Raw genomic sequence first — 24426 nt, 5'->3', positions numbered from 1 at the left:
CTCCTGTGGTGGATGAGAGGGTGCAGGGGTCAGTCTGCCGTGTGCGCGGCGTCGAGGACGTCGACGACGAAGATCAGGGTCTCCCCGGCCAGATCGCCCTGATCCCCGTATGCCTCCGCGGCGGGGATCACGAGCATCACCTGGGATCCGACCTTCAGGTCCAGCAGGTTCTCGTCCCAGCCCTGGATCACCATGCCCTGGCCCTGGACGAAGGAGAAGGGCGCATTGCGCTCCCAGGAGGAGTCGAAGGCGGAGCCGTCGGACCACTTCCAGCCGGAGTACTGCATGGTGAGGTAGTCGCCGGCGCGGGTGGTGTCGCCGGTGCCCTGAATCAGCAGCTCGCGGACGGTCGTCGCGGGCGGCTCGCCCTCACCGGGGCCGGAGATGGACGGCACGCCGTTGTCGTCGAGGGACACCTCGGGATAGGTGCCGGAGGGCGAGCCGGCCGTGCCCTCCGCGCGCAGCGGGGAGACGACCCGGTCCACGTCGGCGACCTGGAGCAGGGAGCGCGCCTGGCCGCTCGAGTCCTGCTGCCATCCGGCCATCACGAAGCGGGAGCCGACCGTGGTGGTGGTGAGCACGTCGAAGGCGGCCTGTCCGATGGTGTCGACCGTGACCTGCACGCCGCCCGCCGGTGCGCCCTGCCACCACGACTGCAGCACCTCGCCGGAGCTCGCGTCGACGTAGAGGTCGCGCCAGATCACCGTGTCCCCGTCGGCGATGGTCGCGCCGTCGCCGGTCACGACGACCTGTGCCTGGGCCGCGGAGATCTCGAGCGGGGCGGTGAACTCGACCGTCGGCTCCGCGCCGAGGTCCTCGCTGACGGTCACGCCGGACAGGGCGTCGCCCCCGCCGTCCGAGGCACCGCCCGCGTCGGAGGCGTCGGAGCTGCTCCCGTCATCGGTGCAGGCGGCGAGGCCGATGGCGGCGGTCGCGGCGAGGGCGGTGGTCAGCAGCGTGCGGCGGCGGATCAATGGAGGACCTTTCGGATCGGCAGCCCGTGAGCGGGCACCGCACCAGGGTACGGGGCGCTCGGTGGGCGGAGCCTGGGGCAGGGAGTGGCTGTCGTCTCAGGCGGCAGGCGCCGGTCGGCGGTGCTCAGGCGAGCGGGGGCTCGGCGGCGGGAGCGTCCTGCTCCCGGATCTCCGCCAGCAAGGCGTCGACGGCGGGCAGCTCGGTCGCGAAGGGGTCCAGGACCTGCACCGGCATCGCGCCGCGGCGGGTGAGCCGCAGCGTGGTCCAGTCCACGACGTGGTCCACGCCGTGCTCCTGGGCGGCGGTGACCACCTGGCCGCGCAGGTGGGCGCGGGTGGTGGTCGGGGCGACGGTGCGAGCCCGCTCGATCCGCTCCTCGGGCAGGATCGCGGGGGCGAGGCCCCGACGCTGCAGCGCGAAGAACGCGCCGCGGGCGGGGTCGATATCGTGATAGGCGAGGTCGAGCCGTTCGATCGCCGGGTCCTCGAGGTCGATGCCGCGACGCTCCCTCACCTGGGTGAACAGCCGCTCCTTGATCGCCCAGTCGAGGTTCTGCGCCGCCCAGGTCCGGTCCCCGGTGCGCACCGCGTCCAGGGCCTTCTGCCAGGTCTCGAGCACCTCGGTCTCCTCCCCCTCGGCGAGGTCGGCGACGTGGTCGAGCCAGCGCTGCTGCACCTCGAGCGCGGTGGTTGTGCCGCCGCCGGCGGTGGGCAGCGGTGCGGCGCCGGTGAGGTCGCGGGCCACGGCGCGGATCGCGGCGATGTCGTCGGCCAGGCCCAGCTCGGGCAGGGCCCTGCCCGACTCGATCGCGCGCAGCACCAGGTCGGTGGTCGCGAAGCGCAGGTGGGTGGAGACCTCGCTCATGGTCGAGTCGCCGACGATGACGTGGAGGCGGCGGTAGAGGTTCGCGTCCCCGTGCGGCTCGTCGCGGGTGTTGATGATGGGGCGGGTGCGGGTGGTGGCGGAGGAGACCGCCTCCCACATGTGGTCGCTGCGTCGGGAGAAGACGAACTGGGCGCCCGCCCCCTCGCCCGCCTCGCCGGGGACGGCGGGGGCGACGCCGCCGGCGCCGGTGACGATCTGGCGGGTGACCAGGAAGGGCAGCAGGTAGCGGGGCAGGCGGGTGAACTCGCCGCGCCGGTCCACGAGGTAGTTCTCGTGGGAGCCGAAGGCGTTGCCGGCGGAGTCGACGTTGTTCTTGAGCAGGTGGATGCGGGCGTCCTGGCCGGCCTCGGCCAGGCGCGCATCGGCCTGGGCGGTGAGCTCGGCGAAGATCCGCTCCCCCGCCCGGTCCTGGGCCACCAGGTCCCACCAGTCGTCGCACTCGGCGGTCGCGTACTCGGGGTGGGAGCCGACGTCGAGATAGAGCCGGGCAGCGTTGCGGAGGAAGACGTTCGAGGAGCGGCCCATCGCGACGACCGGCCGGAACAGCTCCCGTGCGGCCTCCTCCGGCTCGAGGGCGCGGCTGCCGTCGGCGCGCACGCACACGAGCCCGAACTCGGTCTCCAGACCTCCCACTCGGCGCTTCATCGGTTCACTGGCCGCCCTTCTGCACGAAGGAGCGCACGAAGGTCTCGGCGTTGGACTCGAGGACGGAGTCGATCTCGTCGAGCAGGTCGTCGGTGCCCTGCACGGAGGCGAAGGTCTGGCCTCCGGTGAGCGCCTCGTCGTCGGGCGCGTTCTCGTCGGGGCCGCCGCCGGGGGCGTTCAGGGACTGCTGGGACATGGCGTCCTCCTTCAGGGGAGCGGGTGGGTCAGGATGCGGTGACGGCCCGGCGCAGCGCGTCGAGCACGGTGTCGAGGTCGGAGGCGGGGTCGATGCCGTGGCGGGCGCACCACTCGGCGCTGCCCAGGCGCGGGTCCGCCAGACGCAGGCGGTGGCCGCCCGCGGGGCCTGCGACGGTGATCGCGTCCCAGCCGGCGGAGGGGACGTGCGGGCCGTGCGCAGAGATCAGCCCGCCGCGCAGGTGGGCGCGGGTGCTGGTCGGGGCGGTGGTGATCGCGGCCTCGACCTCGTCGGCGCCCACGAGGGTGCCGACGGCGCCGGCGGCGCGGAGCCTGTCGAACAGGCCCTTGCCGGGGCGGAGGTCGGAGAACTGCAGGTCCACCATGGCCAGCCGCGGATCGGACCAGTCCAGGCCGTGCCGGGCCCGGTAGCGCTCGAGCAGGGAGAGCTTGGCGACCCATTCGACGCGGGAGGCGGCGCGCATCGGGTCCTCCGCGAGGAGGTCGAGGATCTCGCCCCAGGCGCGGAGCACCTGCGCGGTCTCCTCGTCGGCCGCATCGGCCGCGGCGGAGAGCGCCTCGAGGTGGGCGCGCTGGATCTCGAGGGCGGTGAGCTCGCGGCCGTCCGTGAGCGGGACCGTCGCCTGCAGGCTCGGGTCGTGGCTGATCGTGCGCACGGCGGCGACCGGGTCGGCCAGAGCCAGGTCCGGCAGGATCCGCCGCCCGGTGCGATGCTCCGCCTCGAGCGCGGCGAGGACGAGGGAGGTGGTGCCGAGCTTGAGGAAGGTGGACTCCTCGAGCAGGTTCGCGTCCCCGATGATCACGTGGAGGCGGCGGAAGCGGCCCGGGTCCGAGTGCGGCTCGTCGCGGGTGTTGACGATCGGGCGGTTCAGGGTGGTCTCGAGCCCGACCTCCGCCTCCATGAAGTCCGCGCGGGAGGAGAGCTGGAAGCCGGGCTCCTGCCCACGGGTGCCGAGGCCGACGCGGCCCGCGCCGACCAGCACCTGCCGGGTGGCGAAGAAGGGCAGCAGCGCTTCGACGATCCGTTCGAAGGGCACCTCGCGGTCCACGAGGTAGTTCTCGTGGGTGCCGTAGGAGGCGCCCTTGCCGTCGGTGTTGTTCTTGTAGAGGGCGACCTCGGGGATCCCCTCGGCGCCGGCGAGGATGCCCATCGCCCGGCGGGCGATCTCCTCCCCGGCGCGGTCCACGACGACGGCCTCGCGGGCGCGCAGGACCTCCGGGGCGGAGTACTCGGGATGGGCGTGGTCGACGTACCAGCGGGCGCCGTTGCGCAGCACCGCGTTGCCGATCGAGCGCTGGGAGGCCCAGGCGAGGACCTCGGCGTCGTCGCCCTCGGGTGCGACCTCCGGGCCCGTCACGGGCGCGTCGAGCTCGACGCTCGGCACATGGGCGTCGCGCACCTCGTCGGTGAGCTGGGTGGGATGGGCGGCGGCGCGCTGCATCTCGAAGCCGCGCGCGTCCCGCAGGGGGGTCTCGTCGCCGTAGTCCCAGCGCACGCGCCGGCCGCGCTCCCCCTCGGCGGGGTCCAGCAGGGCGTAGGCGCCGACGACGAGATGGGACAGCAGGATCGAGCTGCCGGCCCCGGCGCGGGCGCGGTCCTCGAGGTCGGCGTGCAGCACGCCGAACTCGGTCTCGATGCCCATCACCCGCTCTGTGGTGAGGGCGGGTCGGTGCTGCTCGGTCACGCGGAGACCTCCTCGGCGGTGGCGGCGGCGTCCTCGGGCCGGCTGCGGTCCTGCAGCGGGACCACGGCCTCGACCCGGCGGCGGGAGCGGCCGGGCAGTCCGGTCACCCGTGCCCAGTCCTCGGCATGGGCGGCCGAGGGCATGTCCTCGTTCTCCGCGAACTCGACCCGGATCGCCTCGGTCAGGTGCTCGGAGGCGACGCCGACCTCGCCCGTGGCGATCTGGTCCTTCACGGCGAGCTTCTTCGCCCGGTCCACGATGTTGCGCAGCGTCGCCCCGGAGACGAAGTCGCGGAAGTGGAGGGTGTCGTGGCCGCCGTCGGCGTACTCCACGCGCACGTAGGCGGTGGCGGGGCCCTCGGCGTAGATCTCGCGGACGGCGAGGTCCAGCAGCGACTCGCGGTCCTCCCGCACGGGCACGTCCTCGCCGAGGTACAGGCCGAGGATCTCCCGTCCGGCGCGGGCGTTCGGGCGGCGCACCCGGATCTTCACGTCCAGGCGGCCGGGCCGCAGGATCGCCGGGTCGATCATGTCCTCGCGGTTCGAGGCGCCGATGACGATCACGTTGTCCAGGCCCTCGACGCCGTCGATCTCGGCGAGCAGCTGGGGCACGATCGTGGTCTCGACGTCGCTGGACATGCCGGTGCCGCGGGTGCGGAACAGCGCCTCCATCTCGTCGAAGAAGATCACCACGGGGTGGTCGGCGGCGGCCTTCTCCCGCGCCCGCTCGAACACCAGGCGGATCGACCGCTCGGTCTCGCCGACGTACTTGTTCAGCAGCTCCGGGCCCTTGACGTTGAGGAAGGCGGAGTTCGCCAGCGCGTCCTCCACGCTCACCCCGCGCACCTCGGCGCTGCGCAGCACGAGCTCGTGCGCGACGGCCTTCGCGATCATGGTCTTGCCGCAGCCGGGCGGGCCGTAGAGCAGCACGCCCTGCGGGGGCCGCAGCCCGTAGGTGCGGTAGAGGTCCTGCTGCAGGAAGGGCAGCTCGACCGCGTCGCGGATCGCCTCGATCTGCTCGCCGAGCCCGCCGATCTCGTCGAAGGACACCTCCGGCACCTGCTCGAGCACGAGGTCGGTGATCTCGGCGCGGTCGATCCGCTCGAGCACGAGCTGGCTGCGCAGGTCCACGAGCACGTGGTCACCGGGGTGGAGGGTCTCCTCGGCGAGGGCGCCCGCGCGGCGCAGCACGCGGGTGTCGTCGGGCGCGACCGCGACGAGGACGCGCGAGTCCGCGAGGGCCTCGACGACCGGCACGACGTTGCCGGAGTCGCCCTGCGGAACCGCCTCGACCGCGGCGAGGGCCTCGTTCAGGCGCAGCTCGGTGCCGGGGGCGAGGGCGTCGAGGTCGAGGCTCGCGGCGGTCGCGACGCGCAGTCGTCGGCCGTTGTGGAGCACGTCGATGGTGGTGCCCTCGCAGCGGCGCAGGAAAGTGGCGTAGGAGTTCGGCGGGTCCCCCACCCGCTCGAGGTCGTTCTTGAGCTCGACGATCTGGGCGCGGGCGGAGCGCAGCCCGCTGACCAGTCGCTCGTTGTGGGCGGCGAGCTTCTCGAGCTCGGCGGTCATCTCCGCGTAGGTCTTCATCGTCGTCTCCTCCCCGTGGGGCGGGTTCCTCGGTGGTCTGTGATGGTGCCGCTCAGCGGTCCCGGCCCTGGCGGATGTCGCGCAGGGCGCGCTTGAGCTTGCGGGGTGCGACGCCGCGCTCGCCGACGTCCTGGGCGGTCCACTCGCCCGAGCCGCCGCCGAAGCCCTCGTTGTCGGGGTGGTTCAGCTCCTCCTCGTCGCGGGAGCCGGGCGCGGGCCGGGTCGCGCGGCGCAGCGCCTCGGTGCCGTGGGCGGTGCGGCGGGCGGTGAGCAGGAAGCCGGTGTGCGCGTTCATGCGGTGCTCGGGGCGCACGGCGAGGCCCTCGAGGTGCCAGGGACGCACGAAGGACTCCCAGGCGTGGGGCTCGGTGAACTCGCCGTGGTCGCGCAGCGCCTCCGCGGTGCGGGAGAGCTGGGTGACGGTGGCGACGTAGGCGAGGAACACGCCGCCGGAGACGAGCACGTCCGCGGCGGCCTCTACGCACTCCCAGGGGGCGAGCATGTCCAGGACCACGCGGTCCACCGCGGCGGTGCCGAGAGCCGGGGCGACGTCCTGGAAGTCGCCGACGGTGAGGTCCCAGCGCGGGTGCAGCGCCTCCTCCTCGAGCCCGAAGAAGGTGCCGACGTTCTCGCGGGCGACCTCGGCGAAGTCCTCGCGTCGCTCGATGGAGTGGACGGAGCCCTCGGGGCCGACGGCGCGCAGCAGCGCGGTGGTCAGCCCTCCCGAGCCGACGCCGGCCTCGAGCACCCGCGCCCCGGGGAAGATGTCGCCCCACATGAGGATCTGCGCGGAGTCCTTGGGGTAGATGATCGCGGCGCCGCGCGGCATGGCGAGCATGTAGTCGGCGTACAGGGGCCGCAGCGCCTGGTAGCGGATGCCGTGGCTGTTCTCGACGACGGTGCCGTCCTCGGCGCCGATCAGCTGGTCGTGGTGGAGCACGCCGCGGTGCGAGTGGAACTGTCCGCCCGGTTTCAGGGTGATGGTGTGCAGGCGGTTCTTGGAGTCCGCGAGCTGGACCTTGTCGCCGAGGGCGAAGGGTCCGGTGCGGTCGAGGCCGCGACGGGGCGCGCGGGGCGCGGGGCCCGACGCCGTGTCGTCGGCGGCGGGCGGCGGCTGAGAAGTCATGCTCTCCAGCATAGGGCCGGATACGCGCGGTGACCGGGCCTGTTCACCGTCCGCGCAGGAGCGTGTTCACGTCGGCGCTGAGGATCACGCCCTGGGGCCGCCCGTCGGGGTCGACCACGAGGTAGACCGGCGCGGGGCGCGCGAGCATCGCGGAGACCAGCTCCTCGCCGCGGAGACCCGCGCGCAGCGCGACCACGTCCCCGACGGGCTCCGCGACGGCGGAGGCGGGAACCTGCTCGCGGTGCCCCGGCGGGACCGCGGCGACCGCCTCCGCCTGGAGGCGCAGCGCCCGGCCGACGGTGCCGGGGTGTGGGGAGGCGGGATCCAGCAGCAGCACCTGCTCCGCCCCCGGCCCGTCGGGCAGGGCGGCGAGCGGGGTGTGCGGGGCGAGCAGGCGCACCGGCCGGGCGAGCGCGGCGGCGTCGAGCGCCCCCACCCGCTCCTGGACGCGCGCCTCCTCCAGGGCGCGGCTCGCCCCCTGCCAGAGCAGGCCCGCGATGAGCAGCGCCCAGAGGAGGGTGAGCAGGGAGAAGCCGCCCGCTCCGCCCAGGCGCACGATCCGCGACAGCGGCAGCAGCACCACGCCGACGGCGATGGCCCGTCCGATCCAGGCGGTGATCCGGGTGCCGAGGACAGGACGGCGCAGGACCGCGCCGAGCAGGGACTCCAGCGCTCGCCCGCCGTCCATCGGCAGGCCGGGGAGCAGGTTGAACAGGGCGAGGACCACGTTCAGCCAGGTCGCGAAGGAGGCGACGACCGAGAGCACCGTGCCCTGTGCCGCGATCGCGCCGAGGGCGCCGGTCGCCGCGGCGAGCAGTCCGTTGCTCGCGGGGCCGGCGAGGGAGACCAGCACGGACCCGATCGCGGGCATCCGCTCGGCCCGGTACTGCGTGTGCCCGCCCCACAGGGTCAGCGCGATGTGGTCGACCCTCGCCCCGAGGGCGCGGGCGACGAGCGCATGGGCGAGCTCGTGGACCAGCACGGAGAGGATGAGGAACAGGCCCAGGCCGAGGGCGACGAGCGCGCTCTGCCCGGCGTTCAGGCCCGGCCCCTGCAGCGAGGGGAACATCAGCACGGCCACCAGCAGCACCGTGACGAGGGTGGCCGGGCTGACCTGGAGCGGCGGCAGCGCGCCGATCCTCAGCATCGTCCGTGGCATGGGGACTCCTCGATCGCGGGGCGGCTCCCCGGGGCAGGGCGAGGATAGTCCCTGCTCCTGCGTCCCGGCTCATGACGGTCCGGCCCCGGCACGAGGGGCCGACGAGCCTATGATGGAGTGATGAGTCGAATCGCCATCACGGCCTTCAGCGGGTGGAACGACGCCGGCGAGGCGGCCACCGGGGTGATCGAGCATCTCCTCGAGGTGTGGCCCTCGCGGCCCGTCGGCGCGGTCGACGCCGAGGAGTTCATCGACTTCCAGGTCAACCGGCCCGAGATCCGCACCACCGAGGAGGGGCTGCGGGTCGTGGACTGGCCCGACACCCGCCTGCACCTGATCACCCCGCCGCGCGGTCCGGAGATCGTCGCGGTGCTCGGACCGGAGCCGTCGCTGCGCTGGAAGAGGTTCTGCGACGAGGTGCTCGAGCAGCTGCAGGCGCTCGACGTCTCCTCGGTGGTCTCCCTCGGCGCGCTGCTCGCCGACTCCCCGCACAGCCGCCCCCTGCCGGTCTCCTCGCAGGTCGAGCCGGTGCCCGCGCAGCGGGTCGAGGACTCCGAGCTGTACTCGGGACCCATCGGGGTGCCGACGATCCTCGCCCGCCGCACCGCGAGCGCAGGGCTGAGGACGACGAGCATCTGGGTGCAGGTCCCCCACTACGTCTCCCAGAACTCCTCGCCGAAGGCGGTGCTGGGCCTCGTGCGCGAGGTGCAGGAGCTGATCAGCGCGCCGATCCCGGTCGGCGAGCTGGTGGAGGACGCCGAGGCGTGGGAGCGCGGGGTGGACGAGCTGGCCCGCACCGACGAGGACGTCGCCGAGTACGTGCGGCGCCTCGAGCAGGCGCAGGACGCGGCCGAGCTGCCCGAGGCGAGCGGCGACGCGATCGCCAAGGAGTTCGAGCAGTTCCTGCGGCGCCGCCGAGAGACGGACTGAGCCTCCGGCCCGCGGGCTCAGTCGGCCAGCGTGATCCCGAACAGGGCGTCGACCGCGGCGGCCACATCGCCCGGGGCGTCCGCGGCCGGCTCGCGGCCCGCGGTCCCCGGGAGCTCGTCGCCCGCGGCCCAGGCGTCGAGCGCCGCGAGCGCGGTCGGGGTGTCGAGGTCGTCGCGCAGCGCGGCGCGGAGCGACTCGACGACGTCGGGGCGCAGGTCGCGGCGGCGGGCGGCGGCGCGATAGGCCTCCAGGCGCTGCTGGGCGCCCTCGAGCTCCGTGTCCGACCACTCCCATTCGCTGCGGTAGTGGTGCGCCATCAGCACCAGTCGGATCGCCATCGGGTCGACGCCGTCGCGGACGAGGCGGTGGACGAAGACGAGGTTCCCGAGCGACTTGCTCATCTTCTCGCCCTCGTAGGCGACCATCCCGGCATGCGCGTAGGAGGTCGCGAAGGGACGGCCGAGGCCGACCGCATGGGCGGCGCTGAGGTCGTGGTGGGGGAAGACGAGGTCGCTGCCGCCGGCCTGGATGTCGAAGGGCAGGTCCAGGCCCTCCTCGGCGATGGAGACGCACTCCACGTGCCAGCCGGGGCGTCCGCGGCCGAGGGCGCCGCCGTCCCAGGCCGGCTCCCCCTCCCGCTCGGCGCGCCACAGCAGCGGGTCGAAGCGGCCCCGCTTGCCCTCGCGGTCGGGATCCCCGCCCCGGTCGGCGAAGACCTCGAGCATCTGCTCCTCGGTCCAGCCGGAGACGTCGCCGAGGGCGCCGTCGAGGGAGAGGTCGTGGTACCAGTCGTCGCCCTCGGCATCGGGGGTCGGCACCTGGTAGGCGCGGCCCCGCTCCCGCAGGGTGTCGACGGTGGCGATGATCTCGTCCATCGCCTCGCTCACGGAGCGGTAGGTCTCCGGCGCGATGATGCGCAGCGCCGTCATGTCCTCGCTGAACAGTGCGACCTGGGACTCGGCCAGCTCGCGCCAGTCGATCCCGTCGCGGTCGGCGCGCTCCAGCAGCGGGTCGTCGACGTCGGTGATGTTCTGGGCGGTGGTGACCTGGAGTCCGGAGTCCACGAGCGCACGGCGCATGAGGTCGGCCGCGTGATAGGTGGCCGCATGGCCCAGGTGGGTCGAGTCGTACGGGGTGATCCCGCAGACGTAGAGGCGTGCGTGTCCCGGCACGAGAGGCGTCACGGGGGCGATGCGCCCGGTGCGGGTGTCGAAGAGCCGCAGCGGCGTCGTGGAGGCGGGCAGCGGGGTCAGCTCAGGGGTGGTCCAGGATTGCACCACTCGATCATACGGTCGACGCCCTCGGCGTGGGATCAGGCGCCGCCCAGCGGGTCGATCACGCCGAACCAGAGCAGGCCCAGCAGGGCCACGCCCGCGGCGATGCGGTAGATCACGAAGATCAGGTAGGAGCGGTTCTCGATCAGCCGCATGAACCAGACGATCACCGCGTAGCCGACGCCGAAGGCGACGAGGGTGGCGATCACGATCGCGGCCAGCGAGGGCTCCCCTGCGGCGGCCGCGGCGGCGCGCCCGTCGGCCGTGAAGAGCACCGGGACCTCCTTGGCGGCCTTGTAGAGGCCGGAGGCGAACACGGCGGGCACCGCGAGCAGGAAGGCGTAGCGGGCGGCGGCCTTGCGGGAGTAGCCCATGAGCAGCCCTGCGGTGATCGTGCCGCCGGAGCGGGAGACGCCGGGGATCAGCGCGAGGGCCTGGGCGAGGCCGAAGAGGATGCCGTCGCGCACCGTGAGCTGGTCGAGCTCCTTGCGGTGCGGGGCGATCTTGTCGGCCAGTCCCAGCAGCAGGCCGAAGAGGATCAGCATCGAGGCGGTGATGTACAGGTTCCGCAGGCTGTGGTCGATCTGGTCCTCGAGGAGGAGCCCGAGCACGCCGATCGGGATGGAGCCGAGGATCACCAGCCAGCCCATCCGCACGTCGGGATCCGAGTGCGGGACCTTGCCGGCCAGGGCCTTGAACCACTTGCCGATGATCCGGGTGATGTCGTTCCAGAAGTAGATCAGCACTGCGGTCTCGGTGCCGAGCTGGATGATCGCGGTGAACGCGGCGCCCGGGTCCTCCCCCGGGTTCATGAGCTCCCCGACCACGCGCACGTGCGCGCTGGAGGAGATCGGGAGGAACTCGGTCAGACCCTGGACCAGGCCCAGGATCACCGCCTCGATGAAGGACATGGACTCTCCTCGATGGACTCGCGCTCGGGGGTCGCCGCGGACGGCGTCGCGGTCGCGGCTGTGCCGCGATCGACCCCGCACAGCGTACGCGGCGCCGGGCGGGTGCCCGGCGCCGCGCGGCGCTGATGAGGTGAAGACTGCATGGAGGTCCAGCGGACGAGGTGGGACCGCCCGCCGGACGGGGCGCCCGGACCGGCCGGAGCCTCAGTCGAGCGCGACCTCAGCGGTCCTCGTCGTCGTCCTCGTAGTCCTCGTCGTCCTCATCGTCGTAGTCGTCGTCGTCCTCGAAGTCGTCGAGATCGTCGAAGTCGTCGTCCTCATCGTCCTCGTCGTCATCGTCCCCGTCGAAGACGATCAGCGGGGTGGCGATGTCGTACGCGTCGAAGAGGGCGTCGTCGTAGGTGTCGAAGGCCGTGGAGAGCTGCTCGGTGGCGGCGTCCAGGGCCGGGTCGTCGTCACCGCGGGAGGCGGCGGCCGCCTCGTAGTGACGCTCGAGGGCGGCGATCAGCGCAGCGAGAGCGGAGCGAGGATCCGTGTTCATGGTTGGACCGTACATCGTCCGAGGGCACAATGGACAGGGGAGAACGGCGGGCCGTCCCCGTGATCCCGCGCCGGGATGCGCAGGCGGTCCCCCGTACCGCAGCGACCGTGCCGCATCTCACGCCGCGACGGCCCCGTCGCAGGTCATCGCGCTCAGGAGGAACTGTTGATCCGACCCCGCACCCCGCTCACCGCCGAGGTCCAGCACGTGAGCGATCCCCGTGGCCGTCGCGACCTGCCCGTGGAGCGCGGACGCCGTCTCGAGGACTACGAGTACCAGATCATCACGGTCCCCCGCGGCAGCTCGATCGGCCAGGTCCGCGCCGAGCTCGCCGAGCAGGCGGAGTACGGGCGCTGGGAGCACGCGCGCACCCGCCTGTACATGGGCGGCGGGAAGAAGGTCTGGATGCGGCGGCGGATCATCCGGGTGCAGTCCACGCTGTAGATCGGGCACCGCAGCAGGACTGGCTCCGATCGGCGGCCGCCCGTCGTCCACATCCCTCGCGCCGGCCGGGCGCGGACCGCGGGGATCTGGTGGGATGGGCCCGTGCCCGTCTCCTCCCCGCTCCTGCTCGCCGTGCTGCTGGTGGTCTACCTGCCGCCGGCGGCGGTGCTCGCCTGGCACGACGGCATCTCGCACCGGCTCCCGAACCGCTGGGTCGCCGGGCTCACCGGCGGGGTCGGCCTCGCCCTCGCCGTTCTCGCGCTGCTGGTCCCCTCTCTGCGTCCGGCCCTGTCCGCGGCGTCGGTCCTCGCCCTGGTGCTCGGGGCCGGGGCGATCCTCCTGGGGCTCCTCGCCCCGTCGCTGATGGGTATGGGGGATGCGAAGACGGTGCCGGTGGTGGTGCTGATGGCGGCGGCGCTCGGCGGGGAGGTGCTCCTGGCGGGGCTGCTGGCCGGGATGCTCCTGGCGGGGGTGCTGGGCGGCGTGGTGCTGCTCGCGACCCGACGTGCGGGGGCGCGCTTCGCCGTCGGACCGGTGCTGCTGGCCGTCCCGTTCCTGGGGCTGCTGGGCGCTCCCCTGGTCGCCGTGGCGCTCGGCACCACCTGAGCGGCAGCGCGTGGACGGCACCGCCTGGACGGCAACGCTCAGACGGCGACCCCTGGGCGGTCGCGGGTGGGCCCCGGATCAGCGGCCGCGCCGGCGCTGCCGGGCGACCTCGTAGAGGGCGAGGGACCCGGCCACGGAGGCGTTGAGCGACGAGGCGCTGCCGCTCATCGGGATCTCCGCGATCGTGTCGCAGGCCTCCCTCCACCCGGCGCTCATCCCCACGGTCTCGTTGCCGACGACCAGCAGCGTCGGCCCGGTCAGGTCGACGTCCGCGACCTCGTGGCCGCCTGCCTCGTCCAGCCCCAGCACCGTCCACGGCTCCCCCGCGGCCCGACGACCCTCGACCCACTCGAGCACCTCGCGGTGCGAGGGGGCGCGCAGGACGGGCACGGCGAAGACCGAGCCGGTGCTCGCCCGGATCGCGGCGGGATCCCAGGGATCAGCGGCGTGGCCGGTGACCACGAGCCCCGCGCCGCCGAGCGCGTCGACGGAGCGGGCGAGGGAGCCGATGTTCCCCGGCCCCATCGGCCGGTCGAAGACGACCACGGTCGCGCGCGGTCCGGCCTCGAGGCGGGAGAGGTCGTCGGCGGGGAGCGCGGCGACGGCCAGCAGCTCGGGGACCCCGTCCTCCTTCTCCCCCAGCTCGGTCATCAGCTCGGGGGCGAGGTGGACGACGGGCGCCGGCGAGGACTCGAGCAGCTCGCGCGCCCAGCGGGAGGGGTTCTCCCTCGAGTCGGTCAGTAGCGCGCGGATCTCGTGGCCGTGGGCGATCGCCTGGGTGATCGGGCGGACGCCCTGGATGAGCATCTCCCCGGCGCGGCCGCGCTTGGTGCGGTTGGTCAGCAGCGCCTGCCACTGCTGGAACTGCGCGTTGCGGCGCTCGATGCGGCGCGCGGTGCGCTGCGGGGCGCGGCGGGGGCCGCGAGCGCTCATGCCCCGGCCCCGTCGTAGCCGAGCTGGCGCCAGGCCTCGTAGACCGCGATCGAGACGGAGTTCGCGAGGTTCAGGGAGCGGCGTGCCGGGAGCATCGGGATCCGCACCCGGGAGGTGATGCGCGGATGGGCCATCACCTCCTCGGGCAACCCGGTCGGCTCGGTGCCGAAGAGCAGCACGTCCTCCCGCCGGTACTCGACCTGTCCGAAGGTGGTCTCGGTGTGCGCGGTGAAGGCGAAGACCCGCGCGTCGGGCACCGCGGCGAGAGCGGTCTCGAGGTCGGGGTGGATGCTCACCTCGGCGAGGTCGTGGTAGTCCAGTCCTGCTCGGCGCAGCTTCGCGTCCTCGAGGTCGAAGCCGAGCGGCTCGATGAGGTGGAGGCGGGCGCCGGTGACGGCGGCGAGACGGATCGCGTTGCCGGTGTTCCCGGCGATCGCGGGCTCGTGGAGGAAGACGTGGACCATGGGAAGGATTCTCCCACGCACCGTCCGCGTCCCCCTCACCAGTGCGGGACCTGCCGGAACCCGGCGCCGCGCAGCGCCTCCCGCCACTGCTCATCGCGCAGCAGCCGCGCCTCCAGCTCCCGCACCGCAGGGACCCCGGCGCCACGCGCCGAGGGATGCATCACGAGCTCGGAGGTCCCGGGCGGGAGCCGCGCGAGACCGTCCGTCAGCTCTGCGCGCAGCGCGTCGAGGGAGGGCGCGGTGCCGTGATGGGAGAGCAGCGCGGCGGGCAGGGGCACGCCGAGGGCGTCGGCGAGGTGCACGGCGGCGGCGTGAAGCCCGCGTGCCGCGACGGGGAGGGCGTCCGTGCCCGGGAAGGGATCCGTCCTCCGCGGCAGCCGGAAGCCGAGTCCGTGCCGGGCGCACCAGCGCAGCGTCGCCTCCAGCAGCGCGCCCGACCGCAGGCCGTACAGCGCCGTGGTGTGGAAGTCCGCGGCACCTGGCTCCAGGCCCCGATCGCGCATCCAGGCGAGCTGGGCGTCGAACTCCTCGACCGCCTCGTCGAGGTCGAGCTCCCGGGCGAGGCGTCGCGGGTCCGTGGTCATCGCGCCGCCCCGCTCCCGCAGGCTCGCTCCGTCGGACAGCGGCCGCCACGGGGGCAGGTCCGCCTCGCCCATGAGGGCCAGGTGCAGACGGGGCGTGAGGCCCGCTTCGCGCAGCCGTGCCGCGGCGTGCGGCGACTCCTCGCTCACGGTGAGCAGCGTCGCGGCGCTGATCAGCCCCTCCTGTCCGAGGGCGATGATCACCGCGGTGCCGGCGGGGTCGCGTCCCAGGTCGTCGGCGGTGAGGACCAGGAGCCTCTCCTGCTCCTCGTCCCTCATGCCCGCCGTCCCGTCCGCTCGGCGACGTCCGCGGGCGTCTCGGCGGCGCTCTGCTCCGGCGAGGGGACGCTGACGAGGTGCGCCGAGAGGGCGCCGAGAGCGCAGAGCAGGAAGGGGTAGACGCAGAGGTAGACGCGGAAGGCCTGGCCCGGGTCGGCGCCGGGGCTGTCCCCGGAGTGGTATCCGAAGAAGGTGCCCAGGGAGGCGAGGGCGAGGCCGCTCACCGCGCCGCTGAGGCGTCCGAAGGCGCCGGTCACCGAGAGGAACAGGCCCTCGCGGTGCAGGCCGTGCACCGCCGCGTCCCGGTCCACGACGCGGGCGACGACGAGGTCGTTGGTGGCGAGCAGCCCGGCCCAGCCGATCCCCAGCACCGCTCCGGCCAGCAGCGCGGTGGTGAGATCGCGGGCGAGGTACAGCAGGGCGAAGGAGCCGGTCAGCGACCAGAAGGCGAGGCGCCAGGTGCGCAGCGCACCGAGCCTGCGCACCGCCGCCAGCCAGACGAACAGCGCTACCGCGCAGGTCAGCAGCACCACTCCCTGGACGAGGAAGGCGGTCGCGACGGGCAGGGCGAGGGTGTGGCGCACGTACAGCTGCACCCCGGAGAGCACGATCGCGACGGCGCTGCCGTAGCAGAGGCTGGGCAGCGCCACCTTCCACAGCAGCGGGGTGCGGAGGATCTGGGCGAGGGAGGGCAGCAGGCGCGGTCGCTCCTCCTGCCGGCGGGCGGGCACCTCGTGCGCGCCGAGCGCCATCACCACGATCGCGGCCACGGCGATCACGGCGTACAGCGCCGCGGTGCGGGAGAAGCCGACCGCCTCCTCCTCGGAGCCGAGCAGCGAGGTGGTCAGCACCGGGGTGAGGGCGAGCGAGATGACCATCGCCACCAGCTGGAACCCCTGGCGCAGCACGTTCGCCAGCGCGCGTCGCCGCTCCTCGGTGAACAGCTCCGGCAGCAGGGCGCCGTAGTTGGCGTTCAGCATCGAGTCGAAGAGCTCCGACAGGATCGCGAAGAGCGCGAACCAGGCCACCAGCCCCGTCCCTCCCAGGGAGCCCGGCGGGCTGAACAGGGCGATCATCGAGGCGGCGAGCAGGGGCGCGCCGAGCAGGAGCCAGGGCCGGCGCCTGCCGCATCGGGTGCGGGTGCGGTCCGAGAGGTGGCCGAGAACCGGGTTGTCGATCGCGTCGATCACGGCGTAGACCGCCATCACGGCCGCGTAGGCGCGCACGTCCATGCCGAGGATGTCGACGTAGAGCAGCACGATCGAGCCGCGGATCAGGTTGATCGGGATCGAGGTGCCGAACATCCCCAGCGCATAGCGCCAGGCGGGGGTGCGCACCGGGGCGGGCGCGGGGAGCGGGACGTCCGACGACGCTGCGGCCACGGCGGTCTCCTCGGCTTCGGGGCGATGCGTCCCCACTCTAGACCGGCGCCCGCTCCCCCGCGCCCCAGCCCGCCTCCTGCTCAGAGGATCAGGAACAGAGCACCGGCCAGGACGAACCCGATCACGGACTCGAGGGTCTGCTGCACGGTCCAGGTGCGCAGCGTCGTGGCCACGTCCATGTTCAGCAGCCGGCCGACGAGCCAGAAGCCGGAGTCGTTCACGTGCGAGGCGAAGACGGAGCCCGCGGCGGTCGCGACGGTGATCGCGGCGATCTCTCCGGCCGAGAAGCCGGCCGCCTCCACCGCCGGCGCCATCAGGCCGGCGGCGGTGACCAGGGCGACGGTCGCCGAGCCCTGCGCGACGCGCATCACCACGGCGATCACATAGGCCGCGAGGATCAGCGGAAGGCCCAGGTCGCTGAGCACACCGGAGAGCGCGTCGCCGATGCCCGAGGAGCGCAGCACGCCGCCGAACATGCCGCCCGCGCCGGTGATCAGCACGACGGAGCAGATCGGGCCCAGCGAGGAGTCGACGATCTTCTCGAGCGCGGAGCCGTTCTCGCCGCGGCGGGAGCCGAGCACGAGGAGCGCGACGAGCACGGAGATCAGCAGTGCGACGGCGGAGGAGCCGAGGGTGGTGAGCACGCCGTACCAGACGGCGTCCTCGTCCACCGCGCCGGCGGCGCGCAGGAAGTCGAGGCCGGTGTTGAGGAAGATCAGCGCCATCGGCAGCAGCAGCACCGCGACGACGGTGCCGACCTTCGGCGGGTTCGCGACCGGCTCGCCGTCACCGCCGCCGAAGATCCCGCCCATGGTCTCGAGGGTGAAGGGGAACTTCCTGGCGGTCACGCGGCCCCACAGCACACCGGTGAGGTAGAAGGTGGGGATCACGCAGACCAGGCCGATCAGCAGCACGATGCCGAGGTTCGCGCCGTACAGCTCCGTCGCGGTGACGGGTCCGGGGTGGGGCGGGACGAAGACGTGCATGGCGGAGAAGGCGACGGCCGAGGGCATCGCGTAGAGCAGCACTGGGCCGTTGAGCCGTGCGGCGACCGCGAAGACGATCGGCAGCATGACCACGAGACCTGCGTCGAAGAACATGGGGAAGCCCATGAGCAGGGAGGCGACGCCGAGGGCGAGCGGCGCCCGCTTCTCGCCGAAGAGGCGGATCATCGTCTCGGCCAGCACCGTCGCGCCGCCGGAGTGCTCGATGAGCTTGCCGAGCATCGCGCCGAGGCCCACGAGCAGGGCGACGCTGGCGAGGGTGCCGCCGAAGCCGTCGAGCAGCACGTCCACGATCGAGCCGGAGGGGATGCCGGTCGCGAACGCCGTCAGCAGGCTGACCAGGACCAGCGTGAGGAAGGCGTGGAGCTTGAACCGGATGACGAGGACGAGGATGAGCGCGATGGCGCCGGCCGCGATCGCGAGCAGCGGCGCGGCCCCGAGCGTCTGGGACCAGCCTTCGATTTCCATGGGGGTTCTCCTTGGGGAAGGGACGGAGGGACACCGCACGGCGCGGGGTCCTGGGGGAGACGGTCGGGCCGTGGGCCGGCGCCGACGCCGGGCGGGGCGACCGTCGACAGCTCATCCTGTCAGACAGGTCCCCCATCGCCCGGGGACCGTCGTCCCCCGGGACGCAGGGAGGCAGGGACACAGGGACCCGGGCATGCGGAAGGCCCCGGCTCGTCGAGTGAGCCGGGGCCTTCCCTGCGGTGTCCGAGGGGGGACTTGAACCCCCACGCCCTAAAGCGGGCACTAGCACCTCAAGCTAGCGCGTCTACCAATTCCGCCACCCGGACAGGTGATCGTCGTGCTGACTTGAGAACAGTAGCACGGTCCGGGCTCCGTTCAGCACCAGAAAGCGTCTCTGCCAGGGTGAACGTGAAGACAATCACGCCGGGGCGGCCACCCGGCCCCGATCCATCACGGCGTGGAGGAGGGCGAGGGCGAGCTCGATCCGCGCGTCGAGGCCGGCCGGCGCCGGGACCGGCAGGCGGTCGGCGAGGTCCTGGAGCGCGGCGGCGGCGAGCACGACCATGGTCGGATCGGGGTCCACGAGGTGCGACGCCTCCCAGTGCCCCATCTCCTCGAGGAGCGCGGCGAGCTGAGCGGCGGCATCCTGCCGGCCGCGCGTGAGCAGATCGGCGCGGGCGCGGGTGGCCAGGGCGGTGCAGCGGCGCAGCGCGGCCGTCGAGAGGTCGGCGGGGATCGGTGTCGCGGTCACGGCATCCGGGGAGGGGATCACCTGCCGTACGGCCTCCGCCCCCTCGGCGCCCATCGCCGTCGTGCCGCCGTTCAGGCCGTCCTTCTCCAGCTCCATGCCGCCCGTCCCCTCGTGCTCGCCCCGGGGCCCGGACGGGTCCCTGCGACGCACATCACTTTACCCCGTCTTTACCTGGGTGGACAAGGGCGGTGCGGAGGGTGCTCAGCTCCCGGCGCTCCCCCGGCGCCGTGCGAGCTCGGCCCGGGCGGCGTCGAGCATCGTCGCGACCGGGGCGGCGGGGACGTGCAGCATCGAGCGCACCTGCATGTCCGCCTGGTGGGCGAGCATCTCGAGGCCGTCGGCGATCTCTCCCCCGGCCTTCTGCACGACGGCGGCGACGGGCGCGGGCCACGGGTCGTAGAGCACGTCGAGCAGCACCCGCGGCGGCACGATACCGGCCGCGCCGCGGACCTCCCAGGCGGCGGCGACGGCGCGGGCGCCCTCGACCGCGAGGGCGCTGACGACCGCGTCGGCCCGGAGCACCTCGTGGTGCGAGGACCAGGGGACCTCGACCGCCTCGGCGCCGGCCTCCTCGGCGAAGCGGTGCAGCGGCGCGAGCTTCTCGGCGCTGCGGGCGGTGAGCAGCACGGTGGTGGCGCCGAGGTCGAGCAGCGCCGCGAGCGCGCTGAGCGCGGTCGCCCCGGAGCCCAGCACTCCGCCCGTGGCCACGGACTGCGCGCCGTGGTCGCGCAGGGTCGCGGCGATCCCGTGCACGTCGTGGTTCTCGGCCCGCCAGGTGCCGCCGGGGCGGCGCAGCAGGGTGTTGGCCACGCCGAGCCGTCGGGAGACCTCGTCGTGCTCGGCCGCGAGGGCGAAGGCCTCGGGCTTGCCAGGCATGGTGACCGAGAGGCCCTCGAGCCCGCGCCCGGGGCCGTCGGCGAGGAAGGCGGGCAGCTCGCCCTCTCCGACCTCGAAGCGCTCGTAGCGGGCGTCGTCCACGCCGAGCGCCCGGTAGGCGGCGGCGTGCAGCACCGGGGAGAGCGAGTGGCCGACGGGCGAGCCGATCACCGCGAAGCGGCGCACCGGTGACGCGGGGGTCATCCCTTCGAGGCCGCCCATGCCTGCCACTCCTTGACGTTCTCCTCGTGCTCGGCCCAGGTGGCCGCGAACTTGGTCTCGCCGGTGTCGGTGTTGACGGCGACGAAGTAGAGCCAGTCCCCCTCGGGCGGGTCCGCTGCCGCGTCGAGCGCCTCGGCGCCGGGTGCGGCGATCGGTCCGGGCGGCAGGCCGTCCTTGAGGTAGGTGTTGTAGGGGCTGTCGGTGGCGCGCTCCGCATCGGTGGTGCCGACGCTCGCGGACTTCCCCGTCACGTAGTGCACGGTCGAGTCGAACTGGAGCTTCATCGGCGAGCCCTTCGCCTCGCCGGTGCCCTCGAGGCGGTTGTGGATCGTGCGCACGACCTTCCCGTAGTCCTCCGGGTTGCGCACCTCCATCTCCGCGAGGGAGGCGTAGGTCAGGGTGGTGTGCCACTGGTCCTTCGGGATCTCGCGCTCGGTGAGCTGCTCCTCCATCCGGCCCCACATCATCTCGATGACGTCCTCGGCGGTGTGCTCCTCGAGGATGTCGTAGCGTCCGGGCCAGAGGTAGCCCTCGAGGGTGCCGGCCTTGTTCTTCGGTATGCCGTAGGAGGTGTAGTCCTTCGCGGCGGCCTCGAACTCCTCCACCGGGATGCCGGTCTCCTCGGAGAGCAGGGCCCAGATCTGGGTGAGGCGCAGCCCCTCGGGGACGATCACGCGGTGCCCGGCGAGGTTCTCCGGGTCCATCAGCATGGTCAGCGCGTCGGCGGAGGTCATCTCCTGCTTCAGCCGGTACACGCCCGGCTCGATCTTCGAGGCGTCCTGGGTGGAGGAGAACAGCGTGACGAACGGCGCGGAGGTCTTGATGACGCCCTCCTCGACGAGGGTCGCGGCGATGTCCGTGCCGGTGTCGCCCTCGCCGACCTCGACGAGCGCCTCCCCGCTGCCGGGCCCCTCGAACTCCGGGGCCTCGTCCTCGACGCTGACGTTCGCGGTGACCCACCGGTAGCCCTGGAATCCGCCGACGGCGAGGGCGCCGACCACGGCGAGCACGAGCAGCACGGGCAGCAGCGAGCGGAAGATCCCGCCCCGTCGACGGCGCGGCTCGCCGCGGTGCCCGCCGCGGCGGGGACGAGGACCGCCCGACCCGCCGTCCTCGGAGTGCTGCGCCTCGGCGAGCTCGTCGAAGGAGTGGTGCTCGTCCTTCATCAGCTGTCCTCCTCGGTCGGGTCATGCGAGGTCGCGTCCTGCGGCTCCTCGACGAGCTCGCCGCCGCGCCGCCCGGTGGACCTCTCGAGGTCCAGGGCCTGCTGGAGGATCATCACGGCGGCGACCTGGTCCACGACCTGGCGATGGCGACGCCCCTTGCGGCCGGAGCTGTGCAGCGCCCTGTGCGCGGACACGGTGGTCAGTCGCTCGTCGATCAGCCGGACCTCGATCTGCCGTGAGGCCGCGACCAGCAGCGTCACGAGCTCCGCGGCGAACACGCGCGCCTTCGTCGCGGCTGCGCCCTCGGTCCCGTCCAGGGACCGCGGGAGCCCGACCATGATGACATGCGCGTCGAGCTCGAGAGCCTCCTGGACGACCCGGCGCGCCGCCGTGTCGCGCTCGAGGGTCTCGACCGGTGTGGCGATGAGCCCGTCGAGATCGCTGCGGGCGAGCCCGACGCGGACGTCTCCGACGTCCACGCCGAGCCTCACCCCGCGCGGGAGGCCCGTCGGCGCTTCGGCGTCGACCGGGCCGCTCATGCGGTCCGCGTCTCCTCGATCGCGCCGCGCACCGCGCCGAGCGCCTCGGCGATGCGGGCCGGCTCGCCTCCGCCGCCCTGGGCGAGGTCGGGCTTGCCGCCGCCGCGGCCGCCCATGGCCTCCGCACCGGTGCGCAGCAGGGTCCCGGCTGCGAGGCCCAGGTCGCGGGCACCGGCGCTGGTGGCGACCACGAGGGCGGCGCGACCGCCCTCGTGCCCGGCCACTGCGACGACGACGGGCGCGTCCTCGCCGAGGCGGGCGCGCAGGTCGGTGGCGAGGGTGCGCAGGTCGCCGGCGGCGACCCCCTCCCCCGCGTCGTGCAGCAGCACGCGCACGCCGGAGACGTCCTGGGCGCTGTCGGCCAGGCGGCCCGCCTCGGCCTGCAGCTGCTGGCCGCGGAGGGTGGCGAGCTGCTTCTCCATGTCCCTCATCCGCTGGGTGAGGGAGCGGACGCGCTCGGGCAGCTCCTCGGCGGAGCCGACCTTCAGCATCTCGGAGAGCTGGGAGACCAGGGCGTGGGACTTGGCCTGGTGACGGTAGGCGGACAAGCCGACGAGCGCGTCGACGCGGCGCACTCCCGAGCCGATCGAGGCCTCGCCCATCAGCTGGACGGTGCCGATCGCGCCGGTGCTCGGGACGTGGGTGCCGCCGCAGAGCTCGCGGGACCAGTCCCCGCCGATGGAGACGACGCGCACGATGTCGCCGTACTTCTCGCCGAACAGCGCCTGGGCGCCCAGCGCCTTCGCCTCGTCGATCGGCATCTGCTGATCGGTGACGGTGAGCTCCTCCTGCAGGAGGGTGTTGACGCGTCCCTCGATCTGCTCGAGCACGGACTTCGGCACGGCCTGTCCGTAGCGGAAGTCGAAGCGCATGCGGCCGGGCGAGTTCTCGGAGCCGGCCTGGGTCGCGCCGTGGCCGAGCTCCTCGCGCAGGGACTCGTGGACCATGTGGGTGGCGGTGTGGGCGCGGGCGATCGCCCCGCGTCGGTCGCGATCGATCGAGGCGATGGCGGAGACGCCGGGGGCGAGCTCGCCCTCGACGAGGCGGCCGCGGTGGACGATCAGGCCCTTCACCGGCTTCTGCACGTCGTCGACCTCGACCAGCCCGCCGCCGGTCAGGGCGATGCTGCCCTGGTCGGCGAGCTGGCCGCCGGACTCGGCGTAGAACGGGGTCGAGGCGAGCACGACCTCGACCTGCGCGGGCGCCTGGACGGAGTCCACGAGCGCGCCGTCGACGAGCACGGACTCGACGGTGGTGGCGACGGTGTCCTCGGTGTAGCCGAGGAACGGGACCTCGCCGCCGCGCTCGGAGAGCAGGCGGTTGTAGAGCCCGGTGTCGGTGTGGCCGGTCTTCTTCGCGGCCGCATCGGCGCGGGCGCGCTCGCGCTGCTCCTGCATCGCCGAGCGGAAGGCGTCCTCGTCGACCTGGAGCCCGACCTCGGCGGCCATCTCCATGGTCAGGTCGATCGGGAAGCCGTAGGTGTCGTGGAGCTTGAACGCCTCGTCGCCGGGCAGCACGCGCCCGCCGTCGGCCGCGGCGCTCTTCGCGACCTGGTCGAAGATCGCGGTGCCGGTCTCGAGGGTGCGGCGGAAGGTCTCCTCCTCCGCGTAGACGATCTCGGCGATCCGCGCGAAGTCCGCCTCGAGCTCCGGGTAGGACTCGGCCATGAGGTCCTTGGAGATCGGCAGCAGGTGCGGCATCGACGGCTCGGCGTAGCCCAGCAGGCGCAGGGAGCGCACGGCGCGACGGATGAGGCGGCGCAGCACGTAGCCGCGGCCCTCGTTGCCGGGACGCACGCCGTCGCCGACCAGCATCAGCGCGCTGCGCACGTGGTCGCCGATGATGCGCAGGTGGACGTCGTCCTCCGCGTCCGCGCCGTAGCGGCGGCCGGAGAGCTCCTGCGCCTTCTCGATGACCGGGAAGATCTGGTCGATCTCGTACATGTTCTGCTTGCCCTGCAGCAGGTAGGCGAGACGCTCGACCCCGAGGCCGGTGTCGATCGCCTTCTGGTCCAGCTCGCCGAGCAGCTCGTAGTCCTTGCCCTTGCCGGGACCGCGCAGGAACTGGTCGAAGACGAGGTTCCAGATCTCGAGATAGCGGTCCTCGGCGCGCTCGTCGCCGGGCCACTGGGGCAGGCGGCCGGTGGGGGCGTCGGGGCCGTACTCCGGGCCGCGGTCGTAGTACCACTCGCCGGTGGAGCCGGCGGGGCCGGGCTGGCCGGTGTCCCAGCAGCTCTCCTCCCAGGGCAGCTGCACGATCCGCGCGGGGTCCAGGCCGATGACCTGCACGAGGTGGTCGTAGGACTCCTGGTCCTGCTCCCACAGGGTGATCCAGAGCCGCTCGGGCTCGAGGCCGAAGCCGCCGTCGTCGACGGAGGAGGTCAGCAGCTCCCAGGAGAAGTCGATCGCGCCGGTCTTGAAGTAGTCGCCGAAGGAGAAGTTCCCGGCCATCTGGAAGAACGTGCCGTGGCGGGTGGTGCGCCCGACGTTCTCGATGTCGTTGGTGCGAATGCACTTCTGCACGCTCACCGCACGGTCGTAGGGCGCCTTCTCGGTGCCGACGATGTACGGGATAAACGGGACCATGCCGGCGATCGTGAAGAGGATCGAGGGGTCGTTCGAGACCAGCGAGGTGCTGGGCACGACCTCGTGCGCCTTCTTCTCGAAGTGGGCGAGGAACCGCCGGTGGATCTCGGAGGTGCGCATGGGTGCGGGATGTCCTTCCTGGAGCCGCGTCGGCGGCGCGGCGGGGTGCTGTGGGGCGGACGGCCGTGGGGCGGCC

23 protein-coding genes and 1 tRNA gene are annotated in these 24426 nt (G+C 73.3%); 3 read left to right on the top strand and 21 right to left on the bottom strand.

The genetic code is table 11. The features are described 5' to 3' along the window. Window positions 1–29: 29 nt before the first annotated feature. From A4A78_RS15600 to A4A78_RS15570, 7 genes are all read right to left on the bottom strand, one after another. The gene (locus tag A4A78_RS15600) at window positions 30–974 is read right to left on the bottom strand and encodes an FKBP-type peptidyl-prolyl cis-trans isomerase (RefSeq protein WP_062950840.1); all 945 of its coding nucleotides are present in this window, start codon (window positions 972–974) and stop codon (window positions 30–32) included. 124 nt (window positions 975–1098) lie between these two features. Beyond that, window positions 1099–2505, bottom strand: a complete 1407-nt coding sequence (pafA, locus tag A4A78_RS15595; RefSeq protein WP_062950839.1) for a Pup--protein ligase — start codon at window positions 2503–2505, stop codon at window positions 1099–1101. A 4-nt stretch (window positions 2506–2509) separates the two neighbouring features. Then, window positions 2510–2701, bottom strand: coding sequence for a ubiquitin-like protein Pup (locus A4A78_RS15590; protein WP_062950838.1), 192 nt, complete (start codon window positions 2699–2701; stop codon window positions 2510–2512). 28 nt (window positions 2702–2729) lie between these two features. Further along, entirely contained in the window at window positions 2730–4364 is a 1635-nt protein-coding gene (gene dop / locus A4A78_RS15585) for a depupylase/deamidase Dop (RefSeq protein ID WP_062951290.1), read from the bottom strand. Between the two features lie 38 nt (window positions 4365–4402). Further along, a complete protein-coding gene (gene arc, locus A4A78_RS15580; protein ID WP_062950837.1) occupies window positions 4403–5989 on the bottom strand; it encodes a proteasome ATPase in 1587 nt (528 codons plus the stop codon). A gap of 52 nt (window positions 5990–6041) precedes the next feature. Continuing rightward, a complete protein-coding gene (locus A4A78_RS15575) occupies window positions 6042–7115 on the bottom strand; it encodes a tRNA (adenine-N1)-methyltransferase (protein ID WP_062951289.1) in 1074 nt (357 codons plus the stop codon). A gap of 43 nt (window positions 7116–7158) precedes the next feature. Beyond that, a complete protein-coding gene (locus A4A78_RS15570; protein WP_062950828.1) occupies window positions 7159–8274 on the bottom strand; it encodes a site-2 protease family protein in 1116 nt (371 codons plus the stop codon). Window positions 8275–8394: 120 nt separating this feature from the next. Between A4A78_RS15570 and A4A78_RS15565 the strand changes: the two genes are divergently transcribed. Further along, window positions 8395–9204: a PAC2 family protein gene (locus A4A78_RS15565; RefSeq protein ID WP_062950826.1), complete on the top strand. Its 810-nt coding sequence runs from the start codon at window positions 8395–8397 to the stop codon at window positions 9202–9204. Window positions 9205–9221: 17 nt separating this feature from the next. Here A4A78_RS15565 and mshC read toward each other — a convergent pair whose 3' ends face one another. From mshC to A4A78_RS18010, 3 genes are all read right to left on the bottom strand, one after another. Further along, a complete protein-coding gene (gene mshC / locus A4A78_RS15560; RefSeq protein WP_062951281.1) occupies window positions 9222–10481 on the bottom strand; it encodes a cysteine--1-D-myo-inosityl 2-amino-2-deoxy-alpha-D-glucopyranoside ligase in 1260 nt (419 codons plus the stop codon). A 35-nt stretch (window positions 10482–10516) separates the two neighbouring features. Then, window positions 10517–11389: an undecaprenyl-diphosphate phosphatase gene (locus A4A78_RS15555; protein WP_062950821.1), complete on the bottom strand. Its 873-nt coding sequence runs from the start codon at window positions 11387–11389 to the stop codon at window positions 10517–10519. 220 nt (window positions 11390–11609) lie between these two features. Then, window positions 11610–11930, bottom strand: coding sequence for a hypothetical protein (locus A4A78_RS18010; RefSeq protein ID WP_062950820.1), 321 nt, complete (start codon window positions 11928–11930; stop codon window positions 11610–11612). A 165-nt stretch (window positions 11931–12095) separates the two neighbouring features. Between A4A78_RS18010 and A4A78_RS15545 the strand changes: the two genes are divergently transcribed. Beyond that, the gene (locus A4A78_RS15545; protein ID WP_010551602.1) at window positions 12096–12374 is read left to right on the top strand and encodes a DUF5703 family protein; all 279 of its coding nucleotides are present in this window, start codon (window positions 12096–12098) and stop codon (window positions 12372–12374) included. 102 nt (window positions 12375–12476) lie between these two features. Beyond that, on the top strand, window positions 12477–12980 hold the full coding sequence (locus tag A4A78_RS15540; protein WP_062950818.1) for a hypothetical protein: 504 nt from the start codon (window positions 12477–12479) through the stop codon (window positions 12978–12980). 78 nt (window positions 12981–13058) lie between these two features. On the opposite strand, the gene A4A78_RS15535 is transcribed toward A4A78_RS15540, so the two are convergent. The 11 genes from A4A78_RS15535 to alaS all read right to left on the bottom strand — a co-directional run bounded on the left by A4A78_RS15535 (window position 13059) and on the right by alaS (window position 24350). Then, a complete protein-coding gene (locus A4A78_RS15535) occupies window positions 13059–13913 on the bottom strand; it encodes an RNA methyltransferase (RefSeq protein WP_062950817.1) in 855 nt (284 codons plus the stop codon). After that, window positions 13910–14377 (bottom strand): tRNA (cytidine(34)-2'-O)-methyltransferase, encoded by a 468-nt coding sequence (locus A4A78_RS15530; RefSeq protein ID WP_062950816.1) that lies wholly within the window; start codon window positions 14375–14377, stop codon window positions 13910–13912. The genes A4A78_RS15535 and A4A78_RS15530 overlap by 4 nt, the downstream gene beginning before the upstream one ends. Before the next feature lie 35 nt (window positions 14378–14412). Then, a complete protein-coding gene (locus A4A78_RS15525; protein ID WP_062950814.1) occupies window positions 14413–15237 on the bottom strand; it encodes a ChbG/HpnK family deacetylase in 825 nt (274 codons plus the stop codon). Next, window positions 15234–16619, bottom strand: coding sequence for an MFS transporter (locus A4A78_RS15520; RefSeq protein WP_231881072.1), 1386 nt, complete (start codon window positions 16617–16619; stop codon window positions 15234–15236). The genes A4A78_RS15525 and A4A78_RS15520 overlap by 4 nt, the downstream gene beginning before the upstream one ends. Before the next feature lie 80 nt (window positions 16620–16699). Next, complete coding sequence (locus tag A4A78_RS15515; RefSeq protein ID WP_062951280.1) at window positions 16700–18085, bottom strand: GntP family permease; 1386 nt, start codon at window positions 18083–18085, stop codon at window positions 16700–16702. Between the two features lie 246 nt (window positions 18086–18331). Continuing rightward, window positions 18332–18417, bottom strand: a tRNA-Leu gene (locus tag A4A78_RS15510). Between the two features lie 92 nt (window positions 18418–18509). Continuing rightward, complete coding sequence (locus A4A78_RS15505; RefSeq protein ID WP_062950807.1) at window positions 18510–18938, bottom strand: hypothetical protein; 429 nt, start codon at window positions 18936–18938, stop codon at window positions 18510–18512. 105 nt (window positions 18939–19043) lie between these two features. Continuing rightward, window positions 19044–19940 (bottom strand): shikimate dehydrogenase, encoded by an 897-nt coding sequence (locus A4A78_RS15500; protein ID WP_062950805.1) that lies wholly within the window; start codon window positions 19938–19940, stop codon window positions 19044–19046. Beyond that, on the bottom strand, window positions 19919–21106 hold the full coding sequence (gene mltG / locus A4A78_RS15495) for an endolytic transglycosylase MltG (protein ID WP_062950802.1): 1188 nt from the start codon (window positions 21104–21106) through the stop codon (window positions 19919–19921). Before mltG ends, A4A78_RS15500 begins: the two co-directional genes overlap by 22 nt. Continuing rightward, window positions 21106–21645 (bottom strand): Holliday junction resolvase RuvX, encoded by a 540-nt coding sequence (gene ruvX / locus A4A78_RS15490; RefSeq protein ID WP_062950800.1) that lies wholly within the window; start codon window positions 21643–21645, stop codon window positions 21106–21108. Before ruvX ends, mltG begins: the two co-directional genes overlap by 1 nt. After that, on the bottom strand, window positions 21642–24350 hold the full coding sequence (alaS, locus tag A4A78_RS15485; protein WP_062950798.1) for an alanine--tRNA ligase: 2709 nt from the start codon (window positions 24348–24350) through the stop codon (window positions 21642–21644). The genes ruvX and alaS overlap by 4 nt, the downstream gene beginning before the upstream one ends. Window positions 24351–24426 lie beyond the last annotated feature (76 nt).

The organism is Brachybacterium sp. sponge, from assembly GCF_001613775.1.
GTDB lineage: Bacteria > Actinomycetota > Actinomycetes > Actinomycetales > Dermabacteraceae > Brachybacterium > Brachybacterium conglomeratum.
This window is presented reverse-complemented; position numbering and strand designations above follow the sequence as displayed.

Excerpts from the sequence above, each read along its gene's own strand:
- pafA (WP_062950839.1), bottom strand. The coding sequence starts at position 2,505 with ATGAAGCGCCGAGTGGGAGGTCTGGAGACCGAGTTCGGGCTCGTGTGC.
- A4A78_RS15590 (WP_062950838.1), bottom strand. The coding sequence starts at position 2,701 with ATGTCCCAGCAGTCCCTGAACGCCCCCGGCGGCGGCCCCGACGAGAAC.
- dop (WP_062951290.1), bottom strand. The coding sequence starts at position 4,364 with ATGGGCATCGAGACCGAGTTCGGCGTGCTGCACGCCGACCTCGAGGAC.
- arc (WP_062950837.1), bottom strand. The coding sequence starts at position 5,989 with ATGAAGACCTACGCGGAGATGACCGCCGAGCTCGAGAAGCTCGCCGCC.
- A4A78_RS15575 (WP_062951289.1), bottom strand. The coding sequence starts at position 7,115 with ATGACTTCTCAGCCGCCGCCCGCCGCCGACGACACGGCGTCGGGCCCC.
- A4A78_RS15570 (WP_062950828.1), bottom strand. The coding sequence starts at position 8,274 with ATGCCACGGACGATGCTGAGGATCGGCGCGCTGCCGCCGCTCCAGGTC.
- A4A78_RS15565 (WP_062950826.1), top strand. The coding sequence starts at position 8,395 with ATGAGTCGAATCGCCATCACGGCCTTCAGCGGGTGGAACGACGCCGGC.
- A4A78_RS15555 (WP_062950821.1), bottom strand. The coding sequence starts at position 11,389 with ATGTCCTTCATCGAGGCGGTGATCCTGGGCCTGGTCCAGGGTCTGACC.
- A4A78_RS18010 (WP_062950820.1), bottom strand. The coding sequence starts at position 11,930 with ATGAACACGGATCCTCGCTCCGCTCTCGCTGCGCTGATCGCCGCCCTC.
- A4A78_RS15535 (WP_062950817.1), bottom strand. The coding sequence starts at position 13,913 with ATGAGCGCTCGCGGCCCCCGCCGCGCCCCGCAGCGCACCGCGCGCCGC.
- A4A78_RS15530 (WP_062950816.1), bottom strand. The coding sequence starts at position 14,377 with ATGGTCCACGTCTTCCTCCACGAGCCCGCGATCGCCGGGAACACCGGC.
- A4A78_RS15525 (WP_062950814.1), bottom strand. The coding sequence starts at position 15,237 with ATGAGGGACGAGGAGCAGGAGAGGCTCCTGGTCCTCACCGCCGACGAC.
- A4A78_RS15505 (WP_062950807.1), bottom strand. The coding sequence starts at position 18,938 with ATGGAGCTGGAGAAGGACGGCCTGAACGGCGGCACGACGGCGATGGGC.
- A4A78_RS15500 (WP_062950805.1), bottom strand. The coding sequence starts at position 19,940 with ATGGGCGGCCTCGAAGGGATGACCCCCGCGTCACCGGTGCGCCGCTTC.
- mltG (WP_062950802.1), bottom strand. The coding sequence starts at position 21,106 with ATGAAGGACGAGCACCACTCCTTCGACGAGCTCGCCGAGGCGCAGCAC.
- ruvX (WP_062950800.1), bottom strand. The coding sequence starts at position 21,645 with ATGAGCGGCCCGGTCGACGCCGAAGCGCCGACGGGCCTCCCGCGCGGG.
- alaS (WP_062950798.1), bottom strand. The coding sequence starts at position 24,350 with ATGCGCACCTCCGAGATCCACCGGCGGTTCCTCGCCCACTTCGAGAAG.